At 43.8% G+C, this 15380-nt stretch carries 15 protein-coding genes; 11 read left to right on the top strand and 4 right to left on the bottom strand.

Annotated elements, in window-relative coordinates:
* Positions 1–69: 69 nt before the first annotated feature.
* The 3 genes from MHI33_RS17760 to MHI33_RS17750 are packed head-to-tail and all read left to right on the top strand — an operon-like array spanning position 70 to position 2881.
* On the top strand, positions 70–1086 hold the full coding sequence (locus MHI33_RS17760; RefSeq protein WP_065098069.1) for a FecCD family ABC transporter permease: 1017 nt from the start codon (positions 70–72) through the stop codon (positions 1084–1086).
* Positions 1079–2116 (top strand): FecCD family ABC transporter permease, encoded by a 1038-nt coding sequence (locus MHI33_RS17755; protein WP_003212627.1) that lies wholly within the window; start codon positions 1079–1081, stop codon positions 2114–2116. The genes MHI33_RS17760 and MHI33_RS17755 overlap by 8 nt, the downstream gene beginning before the upstream one ends.
* Positions 2117–2137: 21 nt before the next feature.
* Positions 2138–2881: an IucA/IucC family C-terminal-domain containing protein gene (locus MHI33_RS17750; protein ID WP_113768052.1), complete on the top strand. Its 744-nt coding sequence runs from the start codon at positions 2138–2140 to the stop codon at positions 2879–2881.
* 15 nt (positions 2882–2896) lie between these two features.
* On the opposite strand, the gene MHI33_RS17745 is transcribed toward MHI33_RS17750, so the two are convergent.
* Positions 2897–3775, bottom strand: a complete 879-nt coding sequence (locus MHI33_RS17745) for an endonuclease I family protein (protein WP_217012161.1) — start codon at positions 3773–3775, stop codon at positions 2897–2899.
* Between the two features lie 169 nt (positions 3776–3944).
* Here MHI33_RS17745 and MHI33_RS17740 point away from each other — a divergent pair, with 169 nt between their 5' ends.
* Together MHI33_RS17740 and MHI33_RS17735 are read left to right on the top strand one after the other, a co-directional pair.
* Positions 3945–5180, top strand: coding sequence for a pyridoxal-phosphate-dependent aminotransferase family protein (locus MHI33_RS17740; protein ID WP_217012196.1), 1236 nt, complete (start codon positions 3945–3947; stop codon positions 5178–5180).
* A 160-nt stretch (positions 5181–5340) separates the two neighbouring features.
* Positions 5341–6531: a tetracycline resistance MFS efflux pump gene (locus MHI33_RS17735; protein ID WP_044140861.1), complete on the top strand. Its 1191-nt coding sequence runs from the start codon at positions 5341–5343 to the stop codon at positions 6529–6531.
* A 56-nt stretch (positions 6532–6587) separates the two neighbouring features.
* Here MHI33_RS17735 and MHI33_RS17730 read toward each other — a convergent pair whose 3' ends face one another.
* Entirely contained in the window at positions 6588–7745 is a 1158-nt protein-coding gene (locus MHI33_RS17730) for an oxalate decarboxylase family bicupin (protein WP_340912851.1), read from the bottom strand.
* A 63-nt stretch (positions 7746–7808) separates the two neighbouring features.
* On the bottom strand, positions 7809–8963 hold the full coding sequence (locus tag MHI33_RS17725; protein ID WP_126740862.1) for a PucR family transcriptional regulator: 1155 nt from the start codon (positions 8961–8963) through the stop codon (positions 7809–7811).
* Between the two features lie 314 nt (positions 8964–9277).
* Here MHI33_RS17725 and MHI33_RS17720 point away from each other — a divergent pair, with 314 nt between their 5' ends.
* The 5 genes from MHI33_RS17720 to MHI33_RS17700 all read left to right on the top strand — a co-directional run bounded on the left by MHI33_RS17720 (position 9278) and on the right by MHI33_RS17700 (position 13139).
* Positions 9278–10129 (top strand): DUF72 domain-containing protein, encoded by an 852-nt coding sequence (locus tag MHI33_RS17720; RefSeq protein WP_278176430.1) that lies wholly within the window; start codon positions 9278–9280, stop codon positions 10127–10129.
* 63 nt (positions 10130–10192) lie between these two features.
* On the top strand, positions 10193–11566 hold the full coding sequence (locus tag MHI33_RS17715; RefSeq protein WP_340912846.1) for a bifunctional metallophosphatase/5'-nucleotidase: 1374 nt from the start codon (positions 10193–10195) through the stop codon (positions 11564–11566).
* 67 nt (positions 11567–11633) lie between these two features.
* Positions 11634–11939: a YunC family protein gene (locus MHI33_RS17710; protein WP_012011159.1), complete on the top strand. Its 306-nt coding sequence runs from the start codon at positions 11634–11636 to the stop codon at positions 11937–11939.
* Positions 11940–12014: 75 nt separating this feature from the next.
* Complete coding sequence (gene yunB / locus MHI33_RS17705; RefSeq protein WP_034282711.1) at positions 12015–12779, top strand: sporulation protein YunB; 765 nt, start codon at positions 12015–12017, stop codon at positions 12777–12779.
* Positions 12780–12908: 129 nt separating this feature from the next.
* A complete protein-coding gene (locus tag MHI33_RS17700) occupies positions 12909–13139 on the top strand; it encodes a hypothetical protein (protein WP_113768047.1) in 231 nt (76 codons plus the stop codon).
* Between the two features lie 56 nt (positions 13140–13195).
* On the opposite strand, the gene MHI33_RS17695 is transcribed toward MHI33_RS17700, so the two are convergent.
* Positions 13196–14140 (bottom strand): M23 family metallopeptidase, encoded by a 945-nt coding sequence (locus MHI33_RS17695; protein WP_223250688.1) that lies wholly within the window; start codon positions 14138–14140, stop codon positions 13196–13198.
* Between the two features lie 327 nt (positions 14141–14467).
* Between MHI33_RS17695 and lipA the strand changes: the two genes are divergently transcribed.
* Complete coding sequence (lipA, locus tag MHI33_RS17690) at positions 14468–15364, top strand: lipoyl synthase (RefSeq protein WP_034317455.1); 897 nt, start codon at positions 14468–14470, stop codon at positions 15362–15364.
* The last annotated feature ends 16 nt before the right edge of the window (positions 15365–15380 follow it).

The raw sequence follows: 15380 nt of genomic DNA, 5'->3' as shown, positions 1-15380 counted from the left end.
GATAACAGAGGAGAAAATGTGAAAAACCATTTTCTCCTTTTTCCATAACAGATTGAAAGCGGGAATCAGATGAGAAGTTTATTAAAAAAGGATTCGAGCAAGGCGCTGCTGTTTGCTGGATTCGTCGTATTGATGGTGGTCTTTTTTATACTCAGCATTTCTCTTGGGCAAACCTCGATTTCCCTCAAAGCCACCATCCATGCGTTTCTTCATTTTGATGAATCGGATCCAAACAGTGTCATTGTCATGACATCCAGATTATCAAGAGCTTTAATTGCAACAGTTGTTGGATCAAGTCTAGCGATTTCAGGTGCACTGATGCAGGCATTAACGAGAAATCCGCTTGCAGCGCCAGATTTGTTAGGAATTAATGCAGGTGGACTATTTTTTATCGTCATTTCGATTGTTTTCTTTTCAACAGAGTCATTAACAGGCTATATGTGGACAGCCTTTTTAGGTGCGGCAATTGCAGGGATGCTCGTTTTTCTTTTGGGCTCCATTGGAAGAGATGGATTGACACCGGTCAAAATTGTCCTTGCAGGTGCGGCGATATCTGCACTGTTTGCGTCCTTTACACAAGGTCTTTTAATCGTGAATGAACAGTCGATTCAAAGCATCCTGTTCTGGATGGCGGGTTCAGTGTCTGGAAGAAGCATTGATATGCTGCTGCCTGTTTTGCCTTATATTTTAGGTGCAACAGTTGTGGCGCTGCTTCTTGGACGCTCCATCAATGTCCTTTTGTCAGGAGATGATATTGCAAAGGGGCTTGGTCAGCGTACCCTGGTGCTGAAAATCACGATGGGGGTACTCGTCGTCTTCTTAGCAGGTGGTTCCGTCGCTGTCGCAGGATCGATTGGGTTTGTTGGTTTTCTAGTGCCACATATTGTGAAAAAGCTTGTCGGACCTGACCACCGCTGGGTACTGCCGTATTGTGCCGTTGTGGGGGCGTCGCTTTTACTTGTCGCAGACCTTGCGGCTCGTTTTCTGATCATGCCGCAGGAAGTGCCGATTGGTGTCATGACGGCGGTAGCAGGAGCGCCTCTATTTGTTTATCTCGTGCGCAAGGGGTTGAAGACAGGTGGCTAAAACATATACAGTGCGTTCAAAGGGCGGGCGCATTTCATTTCAATTTTCAAAGCGGACGTTTTTGATTTTACTTTTATTGACGGCCATTGCTTTTGGGTTATTTATTCTCAGTCTCTGTATGGGCAGCCGATTTATTTCGCCTGTGGATGTGCTTCTTCATATAATCGGTCAGGGAGAGGGAAATACTTTTGTGCTCAATACACTGAGGATTCCAAGAACACTGCTGGCTGTCTTAGTGGGGGCCGCGCTTGCGGTATCAGGGCTTATTTTGCAAGGTTTAATTCGCAATCCGCTTGCATCGCCTGACATCATTGGGATTACGAGTGGTGCTTCGTTCGGTGCGATTATGTTTATTGTTTTTTGGATGGGCACTGTGCCTATTGCGTATCAATCCTTATGGGCGATTGCAGGGGCTTTTGCTGTCTCGTGTCTGATTTATTTGCTTTCATGGAAAAAAGGGGTCAAGCCGATTACACTTGTCCTAATGGGAATTGGGATTTCTGCCATTATGAAGGCGTGTGTGACGTTTACTCTTGTTCTTAGTGATACGATGACGACGACAAAGTCATATATCTGGCTGACAGGCAGTTTATATGGTTCTACGATGAAGGACGTCACGTCGATGCTTCCTTGGATCATGATCATTTTACCGATTGTCATGGTGTTAGCAAGAACGATGAATGTGAAGGAGCTTGGAGATGATCTCGCAACAGGTCTCGGGGTGAAAGTGCAGGCAAAACGGTTATTCTTTCTGCTGATGAGTGTGACATTGGCGGGGATTGCCGTTGCTTTTGCTGGCGGTATTGAATTTGTTGGACTCATGGCACCGCATGTTGCACGGATGATCATCGGCCGTTCGTTCATTGCGCTGGTCCCGGCATCTGCGCTTGTTGGAAGTATTCTCGTGATGCTCGCAGATTTAGTCGCTAGAACGGCTTTTCTACCGTTAGATGTACCAGCAGGTGTATTCACGGCCGCAATTGGGGCACCGTTCTTTATTTATTTGTTATACCAACAACGAAATCGATAAACGAAAGATGGAGGTTTTGATATGAGGCCAGAGTGGGTTGAGAGAGAATTACTTGATTTCGGGGTACACATCACAAATGAACCAATGACATCTGATCGCACACTTGCTGCGCTTTTTTCAGAAGCATCTGTCCTGCGTTTATTAGAGGCTGAAAAGGAAGCTATGCATGCACCGAATTTAGCTGTAGCGGCGTCGATGTTTTCAAAGCGTTATGCTTACTTAGCCGTCAGTTCCTCTTTGTACATGATGACGTTGTATGACGGTGTCTATCAGTTTCCACCGGAGGCATGTGTCTTTAGAGAGGATCGGAAAATTGAAATTGATGAGTCATTGTGTTCGTTTGTTCCATTAGAAGGAGATCGATATGAATGGAGAGAGCAGGTTGTGCATGCGCTGTTTACGGAGTGTGTCACACCTCTTTTAGATGTACTGAAGCGTACGTCAAGACTTCCGTATACCATTTTGTGGGAGAATATAGCGGTTCGTATCAATTCTCTTTATCGCAGCATGATGCGGGAGGCTGAAGACCCTGCGGTGAAGCAGCGCGTGCGGGAGGATTATCTGTATCTGAAGCAAGCAGCTGGTGATGTATTCGGAGCAAAACAAAATCCATTTCATCACAGCTTAAACTTAGATGACAGTTTACTAGTAACATCCAACCGTAAGACTTGCTGTATGTATTATAAGCTAGAGAAAAAATCGGAGAGTCTCGATTATTGTCTTGTCTGTCCTCTTGATAAAAAGAAAGGCACTGCTTGTTCGTAGCAGTGCCTTTCTTTTTTATTCCCAAATCTCACTTGCCCATTCTGGGTGATCGATAAAGGGATTGCGGTTGTTCTGGTATGTTTGATAAATGATCTCGTTGCGGTTCCGTTCGATTTGATCGACAGGATCTTGTTTGTGCCACTTGAGAAGTACGGACATTTTGCCGTGAAGAGGGGCGCTACCATTATTCACTTTGTCGTTTAATTCTAAATCTGGAAAGCGGTCATCTCCTTCGTACCGCACCGCCATATAAAAGAGCATTCTTGCCACATCCCCTTTCACCCGGCTATGAGGTTCGAATGAGTCGCTATCGTAGAAGTTGCCCGGCGCTCCCTTGTATTCATTTCCGCCCAGATCAAAATCTAAATTTCCTCGTGTGCTATTCGTTTGCACGTCTGTTGCTCGCAGATGATGGAGATCTGTACCTGGGCCCTGGCTTGTCCCAAAATTTCCGTGTGACTTAGCCCAGACATGCTCCCGGTTCCACTGGCCAACATTTCCGCCATTCGCTTGCTTTGAGCGAGAGACACCACTATAGAGCAAGAGCACGTTGTTTGGATTTTTTGGATCTTCATCTGTTTTCTTTAAGGCATCCCAAACTTGGCTGTAGGATAGCTGCTTATGATGATCAATAATATCGTGTAAAGCTTTCTTTAAAGCGGGTCCTGATTTGCCATTAGCAGATTGATAATAGGAATCGATTTGACTTGTAGCGGTTATTTTCGCTTGTTGTGCAGATGTTTCGTTTTGAAGCTGTAACGGGGAAAATGTGATGGTTTGGCTCGGTTCATTCAGAGTAAAGCTTTGAGCATTCGCAGCTTGCGGCAGTGGGGCGGCTAACGTACCGAATATCATGATTCCGGCAGCCACAGTTCCAAATAAGGTTCTCTTCATTCGATTTCCTCCTTGATAGGGAATGTATTCTCTTTATTTCTATCATAATGCCAGAAAGAAATAAATGGATTTATCGTAAATTTTATGTAATGAGTTCATAGGAAAAGAGATTGCTATTTTATCAGCATTACTGTATAAGTGGGCATATAGGATGACAGCAAGGGAAAGGATGGATAACGTGAAAGAACTGCAAATACCTTCAAGAACGATTATGACACCAGGACCTGTTGAAGTAGATCCCAGGGTGCTCCGTGTAATGAGTACGCCCATTCTCGGTCAATTTGATCCAGCATTTACACATATTATGAATGAGACGATGACCTTATTGCGGTCCCTTTTCCAAACAGAAAATGAATGGGCTTTTCCAATTGACGGCACGTCTCGTTCAGGGCTTGAAGCTGTGCTTGCCAGTGTTATTGAGCCGGGAGATTCAATGCTTGTGCCTGTTTTTGGCCGGTTCGGTCATCTTCTCATTGAAATAGGACAGCGCTATGGGGCTGATGTACATACAATGGAATGTGAATGGGGAACGGTTTTTGACCCTAGCGATATCATTCAGGAAATGAAGCAGATCAGGCCTAAAATCGTTGCGATGGTCCATGGTGAAACATCCACCGGACGGTTGCAGCCGCTTGAGCAAATTGGTGAAGCGTGCCGAGCACTAGATGCTTTGTTCATTGTAGACGCTGTAGCAACCATTGGCGGGGTCCAGGTGAAAGTGGACGAATGGAAGATTGATGCGGCAATTGGTGGTACGCAGAAGTGCTTGTCTGTTCCATCAGGCATGTCACCTATCACGTATAATGACCGGGTGGCAACTGTCGTTGAATCGAGAAAGAAAGTGGAAAAGGGAATTGCGACACAGGATGAATTGCAAGAGCAAATGGATATTTCTCCAATTAAAAGCAATTACTTTGATCTCAGCCAGCTCCAGGATTATTGGAGCCCTAGGCGATTAAATCATCATACAGAAGCGACAACGATGCTCTATGCACTTCGTGAAGGGGTTCGTGTTGTGCTGGAAGAAGGTCTGTCTGAGCGTTTCCAAAGGCACGCATTTCACGAGAAAGCCTTGATGAAAGGCCTTGAAGCGATGGGACTTGAATTGTTCGGTGATCCACATTGTAAAATGCCAGTTGTGACATGTATTGAAATTCCAAGTGGTATGGATGGAGAAGCGGTACGTGCCGATCTGCTTAAGCATTTTGGTATTGAAATTGCCAGCTCCTTTGGACCGCTAGCCGGACGTATATGGAGAATTGGCACAATGGGCTATAGCTGCCGAAAAGAAAATGTGCTGTTTGTGTTAGCAGGGCTGGAAGCAATTCTAATCAAACACGGTGCATCTATCCATTGCGGCGCAGGGCTTCAGGCGGCTCTTTCTATCTATGAACAAGATGAATAAAGTCAGACGGATACTCGCTATTTGCGGGTATTTTTTTATTTGGAAAAGAAAACTAAATTTTGAAAAACTAGACTTATAGACAGTGATATCGCTATACTGAAGAAGTTCTGATCATTTTTGTCATCATTTTCATTTATTTTGCAGAAAGAGGTTTTTTGATATGAAGAAAATGGGCAGATTATATATTTTGATGCTCAATATTTTTATTGCCATGCTTGGGTTTGGCCTCATTGTCCCTGTCATGCCAAGTTACATTGAAGCCTTTGGCGCAACTGGAAAAACACTCGGTTTTCTTGTCGCTGCAACTGGTCTTACACAGTTTGCTTTATCGCCGGTTGCAGGCGCATTGACCGATCGATTTGGACGTAGAAAATTGATCATTGCCGGGATTGCCGGCTTTACCATTGCCCAGTTTATTTTTGCATTTGCAGATCAGCTTTGGATGCTGTTTGTGTCTCGGTTTTTAGGTGGTGCAGCCGGGGCTTTACTCATGCCAGCCATGTTTGCATACATCGCTGATATCACAAGTGAGAAGGATCGAGGGAAAGGAATGGGGCTATTTAGTGCAGCAATGACGTTAGGCTTTGTCATTGGACCAGGCGTAGGCGGCTATTTGGTCGAGTACGGAATTGCTTTTCCTTTTCTCATCGCAGGTTCCTTTGCAGCTCTTTCTACCCTATTATCCATCCTGTTTTTACCTGAAACATTAACAAAGGAAAAGCAGGAAGAAGCACGGTTAAACAAAGACATTCATTTCAACCCGTTTGTACAAATGATGCAAGCTTTAAAGACATCGTACGGTTTTTTGTTTATATTGGCGTTTGTCCTCAATTTTGGCATCATTCATTTTGAATCGATTTTTGGCTTATATGTAGACCAAAAACATGGATTTACACCGAAGGATATTGCGTTTGTGATTACGGTTGCGGGTCTTGCTGGCGTGCTTGTCCAAGGTGCGTTGGTGAATGCCTCTGTGAAACGATTTGGTGAAATGCGCGTCGTGCGTTATGCACTGCTTGGAGCGGCTTTGATGCTCATCGTCTGCCGTGTTGCGCCGTCCTTTTGGCTGATCTTTGCAGGCTCTATTTTATTTTTGTCGGCTACTTCATTTGTTCGTCCAGCCCTCAATACATTGCTGTCCAAAATGGCAGGTAATCAGCAAGGAGTAGCGGGCGGCCTCAATACATCCTTTATGAGCCTTGCCAATATTGTCGGACCGAGCCTTGCGGGGATTTTATTTGATGTGAATATCGAGTTTCCTTTTATGCTTGGAACACTGGTGCTTTGCATAAGCTTCATTGCATCCATCGTGTGGGGAAAAAAAGTGCAGCATCCTTCTGCAATTTCTTAAAATTCAATTATAAAAAACCGATCAGCACAGATGGATCGGTTTTTTTATAATGGTCATCACCTTTTATATGTCACGACAGGTGATTTTTCTTTATGAAGCGCACGAATCATGGCATCATCTACATGCAAATGCTCTTTCACTAATTGAGGAGGGGTTAAGGCCATCCACTGATTCAACGAAATATCTGCAAAGCGATCACTTTTAAAAATTTCTAAAAACCAAAGGCTCGTTTGGCCGATATTTTGGATGTAATGTCCCATACCAAAAGGAACATATCCGACATCACCTGCTCTGTAATTAAAGGTGCGGGCAGTGCCCCCGGCTCCAAAGACCGTCATTTTGGCTGTACCGGTTAAATAGTATTGCCACTCATCATTATTAGGGTGCCAGTGCATTTCTCTCATGCCGTTAGGCTTTACTTCAACAAGCGCAGCTGCAATGGTTTTTGAAACCGGGAAATTTCGTGAATCGACGATGCGGACAGTTCCACCAGAGGTCGTCAGCGGTTTTTGGCGAAGCAGCTGGTACGTAAATGGCGGCTCGATACTTCCGTATGGATCAGATACCGTTTGGCTTTCTAATGATGCTGGCGGAGAGCCTTGAAACATGTAGCGCTGCTTATTCGGAATATCATCAAACAGCTTCTCAGGAACGCCAAAATTGTCGGAGAGAATGTTTTTCGGTGTATGGGCAAACCAGTCTGTGATGGTGAACGTATCAAATTCAGAAAAAGCGCCATCATCAAAGACTAAAAGAAATTCACACCCGTCCTCAAGTCCTTGAATGGAGTGCGGAATACCTGGGGGGAAATACCATAAATCTCCTTCTGCTACATCAGCGATCATATTTCGCCCTTCTGCATCTACAGAGGTGATGCGGGCTTTTCCTAAAATCATATACGCCCATTCAGCCTGCTTATGCCAATGAAGCTCTCGCACTCCGCCTCGAGTCAGCCGCATATTGACACCCGCAATCGTTGTGGAAACAGGCAGCTCTCGATTCGTAATTTCTCTCGACCAGCCGCCATGATTCAAATGCATATGTGTATCGGAATATGAAAATTTCAAATTGGGAATGGTTCCGGCATCTGTTTTAGGTGGAACAAGCATATCTGGGTTCTCAATATCTCGAAGGACGTCCCGCGGGCCTAGATCGGTGGCACCAGCGCCATCCTCTCGAATTGGCTGCGGGATGTGACGCAGCTCATCATCCATTTATCATCCCTCCTTGTGTATCACTTTCTCCTCCAAACTATATGAAGCTTCGGAAGAAAACATTCAATCAGGATGGGGTGAAAGAAGCATCTGAATACGTAATGCTAAGCGCAGCCTTAATGTGGTTTCAGGGTCTTTTAAGCTGATCCGAAGCAGCTCCTCACACTTCTCCAATCGATAAATGACCGTGTTGCGATGAATAGACAAACGTTTTGCTGTTTCTGAAATGTGGCAATGCGTTTCTAAATAGACAGATAAGGTGTGGAGGAGATTTTGACCGGCTTCATATAACGGGTGAAGGTGCATCTGGTGAAACGTGACTAAGTCCTTTCCTGGAATAAGCTTTAATAAATCTGGCACATCCTTTGCCTGATAGAACTGAATATATTCCCACTGCGCCGAGAGATGTCCGGCTTGAAGCGCTTCTAATGCTTCACTATAGCCCTCAGACAGATGGGTGATGCGACAACTAGTCAAGCTCGCGCCAAAGGAAATGGTGTGATTTACTTGAATGCTAACGAGCATCTGCAGCTGTTTCAAAAAAGAAAGGAGCCTTTCACTCATCTCTGACCAACTGCTCGTCTCTTCCATTAATACAATGCCCATATCACCTTTGACAAATAAAAAGGAAGGGAAAGGAGAGCTTGGAAGTGCGCTGTCGAGCAGATCAACGACTTGTTCTAACATCAGTTGCTGCTTCAAAAAATGAGTGGTCTCATGATACTGATCAAGCTGACAGATCATACATAGATAGCTGCTATCTACATTTAATCCAAACGCCTTCGCAATGTATGCAGCGTCTTGCTGAGAATACGATGGACCCTCTATCCATCTGCGAAACCCTTCATTTCTGGCACGCTTGGCCGTTTGCTGGGCAGTATATTGTCTCATTCGCGCAATCGAGATTTCGTGTACTGCTTGGTCAATGATGACTTGCAGTGTTTCATCCAGCGGAAGAATGAAGGAAGGGGTGATCACATACTCGCATGTTTGTTCGGTTAGATCAATCGGAAAGACAGAAAAGGTTTGCTTCGTATCTATTATCGAAAAATAATGAGGTGTCCTGCTTTGGAAAAAGGGGAGAATGCGTATCCAATCTGGGCTCGTGATGTGCGAGTTGCAGAGAAGACGCCCATGCTGGTTACACAAATAGACAGGCTTGTGAATCTTTTCGGCGATTTTTTGCAATGCTTCAAACTGGTTATCGTCTATGTTCATATCCACTAAGTCTCCTTTATTGAGAACTTAAGTTCTTGGTGAAGATGAATAAATAAATGGACAATCACTGTTCACTTCTCTGATATATATTATGTTATCAGCTCACATCATTTTAGATAGAATGTTGTCAACTAATATGACAAACAGAACTCATAATAAAATCACATACCATCAGTCATCTTCATTCAGAATTACCGGCAAATATGATATGTTGTAGACAGAAGAATTTCTTTCAGAAAGATGGGTATCCCAAGAGAAAAAGGCTTTCATGTGAGGAAGCCGTCTATACATGAAAGTGGCAAGAGGTGAGAAACATGATTTATATCGGATTAACTGGCTGGGGTGACCATGACAGTCTTTATCCGCCGAAAATCGGCAGCGCGCAAAAGCTGTTTCACTATTCATCTACGTTTCCCATTGTGGAGCTGGATGCCAGCTTTTATGCAGTTCAGCCTGAACGTAATCATGAAAAGTGGATCAAGGATACGCCAGATACCTTTCAGTTTGTCGTGAAAGCATATCAAGGAATGACTGGTCATCAGAGGGGCGAAATTCCGTTTACTTCGAAGGAAGAGATGTTTGACGCATTTATCCTTTCATTGACTCCGCTCATTCGTGAAGGGAAACTAGCCATGGTTCTATTTCAATTTCCACCATGGTTTGATTGCAAAAAAGAGAACGTCCTTTATTTAAGATGGTGTAAAGAGAAGATGGGGGACATTCCGTGTGCCCTCGAATTCCGTAACCGCACATGGTTCTCAGATGAATTTTATGAGCAGACCTTGTCCTTTATGGAAAAAGAAGGCTGGATTCATTCTGTCTGTGATGAGCCGCAAGTTGGAGAAGGCTCTATTCCGCCAGTCATACAAGCTACGCACCGTGATAAAACATTGGTCCGTTTTCACGGAAGAAATAAACAGGGCTGGCTTCACCCAGCAGATCATGAAAATTGGCGTGAAGTGCGATACTTATATTTATATAATGAAGCTGAATTAAAAGAGTGGAAAAAGAATCTCGACATCCTGCATCAGCAATCAAAAGATGTCTATGTCGTGTTTAATAATAACTCCGGCGGAGATGCAGCGACGAATGGCCAGCAGATGATTGATTTGCTGGATATTACGTATTCAAGCCTTTCTCCGAAGCAGTTAGATTTATTTAGTTAAATGAGAGCTGCGGCTTTCAATTTGAATGAGACGGTTCAGTGACAACTTGAGGGAGAGATCAACATGCTGCAGAAGCTATGGTTATATCATACAAACGACTTGCACAGCCACTTTGAGAACTGGCCAAAAATCGCAGCTTATATTGAGGAAAAGCGTCAAGTTCACGATCAGATGCTCTTGTTTGATATTGGCGATCATATGGACCGAGTGAACCTTGTGTCAGAAGCTGATTATGGAAAGGTAAACGTCAAGCTTCTCAATCAACTTGGCTATGATGGGGTCACGATTGGGAATAATGAAGGCATTACGCTGCCTCATGATCAGCTCGATCAATTGTACGAGCATGCACAATTTCCAGTGATCCTGTCTAATTTATTTGAGAAAGGCAAAAGGCCATCGTGGGCAAAGCCTTATCATATAATCCAAATGGAAAACGGACTGAAAATATGTCTCTTAGGCGTGACCATTGCGTATACACCTGTCTATGAAAAGCTGGGCTGGGAGATGACAGATCCGTTTGACAGCATACGGGACATGCTGCAGGAAGTGAAGGGACAAGCGGATATCATTGTGCTCTTATCCCATCTTGGTATCATCCATGATCGGGAGGTCGCCCGTGATTTTCCAGACATCGATATTATCCTAGGCTCACACACGCATCATTTGTTAGAACAGGGTGAAATGGACAATGGGGTACTGCTTGCATGCGCTGAAAAGTATGGGCATTATATTGGCTGTGTCGAGCTGACCATTGATACAGCGAGCAAAGAGTTAATCGAGAAAAAAGCAACGGTGCAGTCAGTGGATCAGCTGATCAGTGAATCAGATGAAGCGATCACTACCTTACACCAAGCAGAGAGAAGAGCGAAAGCCCTCATGCAGGAGAAAGTAACAGCGATTGAATCAAGGCTAGAAACGAAGTGGTTTGATGAATCCCCGCTTCCGCAGCTCTTAACAGATGCCATTAAAGATTGGTGCGGGGCAGATATCGGCATGATGAATGCAGGCATGGTGCTTGATTCATTAGAGGCAGGAATCGTGACAAGAGAAGAAGTCCATCGAATCTGCCCGCATCCCATTAACCCAATTAGGGTGACGCTTTCCGGTCAACAGCTCATCGAAACCGTTCGGCGTGCATGTGAAGAAAAAATGGAACAGCTACGCATCAAGGGCTTTGGCTTTAGAGGTGAACTGATGGGGAAAATGTTGTATAGCGGCCTCACTTATACAGTAGAAGAAGGCGAAACCAAACGGGTAAAGGATGTTTTTGTGCACGATCAATTGATCAGAAAAGACGCCTTATATACGGTTGGCACAGTCGATATGTATACATTAGGCTCTCTATTTCCTCATATCCGTGACCATGAACACATTGAATATTTCATGCCGGAATTTTTACGTGATGTGCTTACTTGGCGCCTGAAGGAAGCCACATGAAATCCGCTATAGCCTAACAACACTCGCCCTCTTGTCACATAGATTGTGATGAGAGGAGTGAAGGGATTTGGTGAATTTAACACCTATAACAATCGATGGACATTCCTTTACAGCCGTCACCGTCAAACTGCCGAAAACGAATTTTATGGCAGTGACAAATGAACATGGATATATCATGTGCGGTGCACTGGATGTCGGGCTCTTAAATGAAAAGCTTGCAGATAGAGGCATTATCGCAGGGAGAGCAGTTGGTGTGAGAACGATAGAGCAATTGCTTGATGCCCCTTTAGAATCTGTGACATACGCTGCAGAAGCGTTAGGCATTACAGCTGGAACCATTGGAAGAGACGCCTTATTAAAAATGGTCAAATAAAATGGAGAGATGATTCCTATCCCCCCGCCTGTCTGCATACACTTGTAGTGGAGAAGGGGGGATTTTTTATTGAGAATGAACCGCCGCTATCGCCCCTATAAAAAGGGCCCTTTGCCATTCCGATACGTCATGCTGCTTGCCATCTTATTCTTTGTACTCTCAACCGTCATTAGTCTATTTTTTATTAACCGCTCCATTAAACCAACCCTTATTCACATTGCTGAACTAGAAACAGAACGTATCGCCAATCATCTGATTCAATATTCCGTCCAAGACTTTGCAGACGATCAGGAGAATATGAAGGATATGGTGGTCATGAATACAAGTGAGAACGGAAAAGTAACGACCATCGATTTTAATGCGCAGGCAACATCGAAAGCAATGGCTGACCTGTCACGTCATCTTCAAAAAAATTTAGAGGACATTGAAAAGGGGAACTTTCAAAAAGAGGCAAAAGAAGCATTAAAGGATCAAACAGATGGACATGATGGCATTATATATAACATTCCGCTTGGGCAAGCGTCCGGAAATGCACTCATCGCCAACCTAGGACCAAAAGTGCCTGTACGGTTTAGTGTCATTGGTGATCCGCATACGGACGTTGAAAAAAACATTAAGCCTTATGGCATCAACAATGCCTTGATTGATATTAGTGTTCTAATCGAGGTCAAGGTGAGAGTCATTATCCCGTTTGCATCTGAAACAATCGTGGTCAAAAACTCAGTTCCCGTCTCCATCCAAGCCGTTCAAGGAGACGTACCAGATTATTACAATGGCAGCGGAACGAACTCAGGCGCTCCATCGATTGTTCTCCCAGAGAAAAAGGAGAAGAAAGAATAACAGCCCAAGGAATGATTGGGCTGTTTTTTGATGTGCAGTCATTGTAAATAAAAACCTCATTCACTACTTGATTCCATATGGATGAATGTGTCATGATCAATTTTAATTGTTATTAGGGGGAGCAGCTTTATGAAGAAACTTTATGTAAGTGGTATTTGTTTTTTGGTTTTTGCCATAGTATTTAGTGCTAAATATATCACAGCATCCATTTTACTGCTCAGAAATGAAAGTTTAAGTATCGATATTTTTAGAGGTATGTTTGACATGATTCCATTGGAAGTAACAGTTGTGTATTTCATTTTTCTCATCATGGGAATTCTATTTTTAATTTTAGGTTTGAAGGAGAAAAATGAGCAGTAACTTGCTTAGACATGAAAAAGGAGAAGAGTGCGAAAACGCTAAACTTCTCCTTTTCTTTAATGTCGTTTCCGCTCAGCTCTTTCCCACGCCCTTAAATGAGGGTATGGATCAAAAGACCATTCAGTTCTGCCATTGTCTTTATACATGCCATAGTGAAGATGCGGCGGAAATTTTCCTGCTGTGCCTGGAGGGCCATAACCGGAGCTTCCGACAGATCCAATGACCTGTCCGGGTTCAACAATTTGACCTGCTTTGAGTCCTTTTGCAAAGCCATTTAAATGAGCGAAGTAATGATAATGGTTATGAATATCTCGAATCCCAATCCGCCAGCCGCCAAAGCGGTTCCAGCCTTTCATTTCAATCACACCATACGATGTCGCACGAACGGGAAGTCCATAATGGGCAAATAAATCCGTACCCTCATGAATTCTTCTGCCTCCAAATCCTCTTGCATCTCCCCATGTACTCCGGTAGCTGTAGTCAGCTCCGACTGGAAGAGGGAAAGCGTGCTTTCCGAGGTCAAGATGACCATAGTGCTGATATAGCTTCATAAAAGATGAAATGATTCCAACGGTTTGATCTCGTCCATAATAGTCCCATAAAGCAATTTTTAATTGATCAATGCTGTTGCCGTAATGAAGCAAGTATTGAGCAAACGTGAATAATACATCCTCATCGTCATCGCTGTTCGCTTTTCCATCCCCGTTTCCATCAAGTCCAATTCCATCAAACACTTTAATGCTTAAAGGAGAGGTATCCTGCTTATTCGGGTTTTCAGGGCCGATCCACATTTCCCGGGGAATGTAGATACCAATGACGCCTTTTTGTTTCGGTAAATCTCTTCTGCTTTTTCGAATATTGTGCTCATACTGATCAACCGCAGCAAGTACATACCATGGAACCTGTGTCGTGATGGCGACTTTTTCGTATAGTGCCATTCGCTGCTTTAGTACATCTGGCTGCTTGCCTTCCCCTTGTGCATGAACAGGTAAAGGGAGCATTGAAAGAGCGATTATGATGGCTAAAACCACTTTCACAAACGTCCATCTCCTTTCATCAAGCATCGTCTTCTACCGTTTAGTGTGGTTAGATCACCCTATTTCATAAGAAGAAAATGTTAGTAATTTTCTTGTGATTTTTTTAGGAGGCTTTTGGGTATTTTTGCAGCTCATTCCCTTGTTGTTCAATCTGTACTATGTTAAAGTGTCTAAAGAAAAGGCTTTAGGCCGAAGATTCAATTTTTTGCAGCTTCTTAGCTGCATCCATCGTATATAGCAGGAAGATTTTTGTAGATGCACCTTTAACGAATTCATATGGAGATGATGGAATTGGCAAAGAAGGAAGAGCACGTAAGAAAACCGGACTGGCTTAAAATTAAGCTGAATACGAATGAAAACTATACCGGTTTGAAAAAAATGATGCGGGAAAACAACCTGAATACCGTTTGTGAGGAAGCAAAATGTCCGAATATTCATGAATGCTGGGCAGTGAGAAGAACCGCTACATTTATGATCCTTGGATCTGTTTGTACGCGCGCATGCCGTTTCTGTGCGGTGAAAACTGGACTTCCAACTGAGCTAGACCTGCAAGAGCCAGAACGCGTGGCAGATTCAGTGGCTTTGATGAACTTAAAGCATGCTGTTATAACAGCGGTTGCAAGGGATGACCAAAAGGATGGCGGAGCAGGTGTGTTTGCTGAAACCGTTCGTGCCATTAGAAGAAAAAGCCCATTTACGACAATTGAAGTTCTCCCTTCAGATATGGGCGGCAATTACGATAATTTGAAGACGTTAATGGACACACGTCCTGACATTTTAAATCACAATATTGAAACCGTTCGCAGATTAACGCCAAGGGTTCGTGCGCGTGCTACATATGATCGTTCATTAGAATTCTTGCGCCGTGCAAAAGAAATGCAGCCCGACATTCCAACGAAATCAAGCATTATGATTGGACTCGGTGAAACGAAGGAAGAAATCATTGAAGTGATGGATGATCTTCTTGCTAACAACGTCGATATTATGGCGATTGGTCAGTATTTACAGCCTTCGAAAAAACATCTAAAAGTTCAAAAATACTATCATCCGGATGAGTTTGCAGAGCTGAAAGAAATTGCGATGTCAAAAGGCTTTAGTCATTGTGAAGCTGGACCGCTTGTGCGCTCTTCCTACCATGCAGATGAACAAGTAAACGAAGCGTCTAAAAAGCGTCAGGCGCAAGCATAACAAAGAAAACGCCAGA

The sequence above is a fragment of the Bacillus sp. FSL K6-2971 genome, from assembly GCF_038006405.1.
Classification (GTDB): domain Bacteria; phylum Bacillota; class Bacilli; order Bacillales; family Bacillaceae; genus Bacillus; species Bacillus pumilus.
Note: the sequence above shows the minus strand (reverse complement) of the source record. Positions and strands in the feature narration are given on the sequence as shown.

Bases quoted from the DNA above. Each gene is read 5' to 3' on its own strand.
- MHI33_RS17760 (WP_065098069.1), top strand. From the start codon at position 70: ATGAGAAGTTTATTAAAAAAGGATTCGAGCAAGGCGCTGCTGTTTGCT.
- MHI33_RS17750 (WP_113768052.1), top strand. From the start codon at position 2,138: ATGAGGCCAGAGTGGGTTGAGAGAGAATTACTTGATTTCGGGGTACAC.
- MHI33_RS17745 (WP_217012161.1), bottom strand. From the start codon at position 3,775: ATGAAGAGAACCTTATTTGGAACTGTGGCTGCCGGAATCATGATATTC.
- MHI33_RS17740 (WP_217012196.1), top strand. From the start codon at position 3,945: ATGGATAACGTGAAAGAACTGCAAATACCTTCAAGAACGATTATGACA.
- MHI33_RS17735 (WP_044140861.1), top strand. From the start codon at position 5,341: ATGAAGAAAATGGGCAGATTATATATTTTGATGCTCAATATTTTTATT.
- MHI33_RS17730 (WP_340912851.1), bottom strand. From the start codon at position 7,745: ATGGATGATGAGCTGCGTCACATCCCGCAGCCAATTCGAGAGGATGGC.
- MHI33_RS17725 (WP_126740862.1), bottom strand. From the start codon at position 8,963: ATGAACATAGACGATAACCAGTTTGAAGCATTGCAAAAAATCGCCGAA.
- MHI33_RS17720 (WP_278176430.1), top strand. From the start codon at position 9,278: ATGATTTATATCGGATTAACTGGCTGGGGTGACCATGACAGTCTTTAT.
- MHI33_RS17715 (WP_340912846.1), top strand. From the start codon at position 10,193: ATGCTGCAGAAGCTATGGTTATATCATACAAACGACTTGCACAGCCAC.
- yunB (WP_034282711.1), top strand. From the start codon at position 12,015: ATGAACCGCCGCTATCGCCCCTATAAAAAGGGCCCTTTGCCATTCCGA.
- MHI33_RS17700 (WP_113768047.1), top strand. From the start codon at position 12,909: ATGAAGAAACTTTATGTAAGTGGTATTTGTTTTTTGGTTTTTGCCATA.
- MHI33_RS17695 (WP_223250688.1), bottom strand. From the start codon at position 14,140: ATGCTCCCTTTACCTGTTCATGCACAAGGGGAAGGCAAGCAGCCAGAT.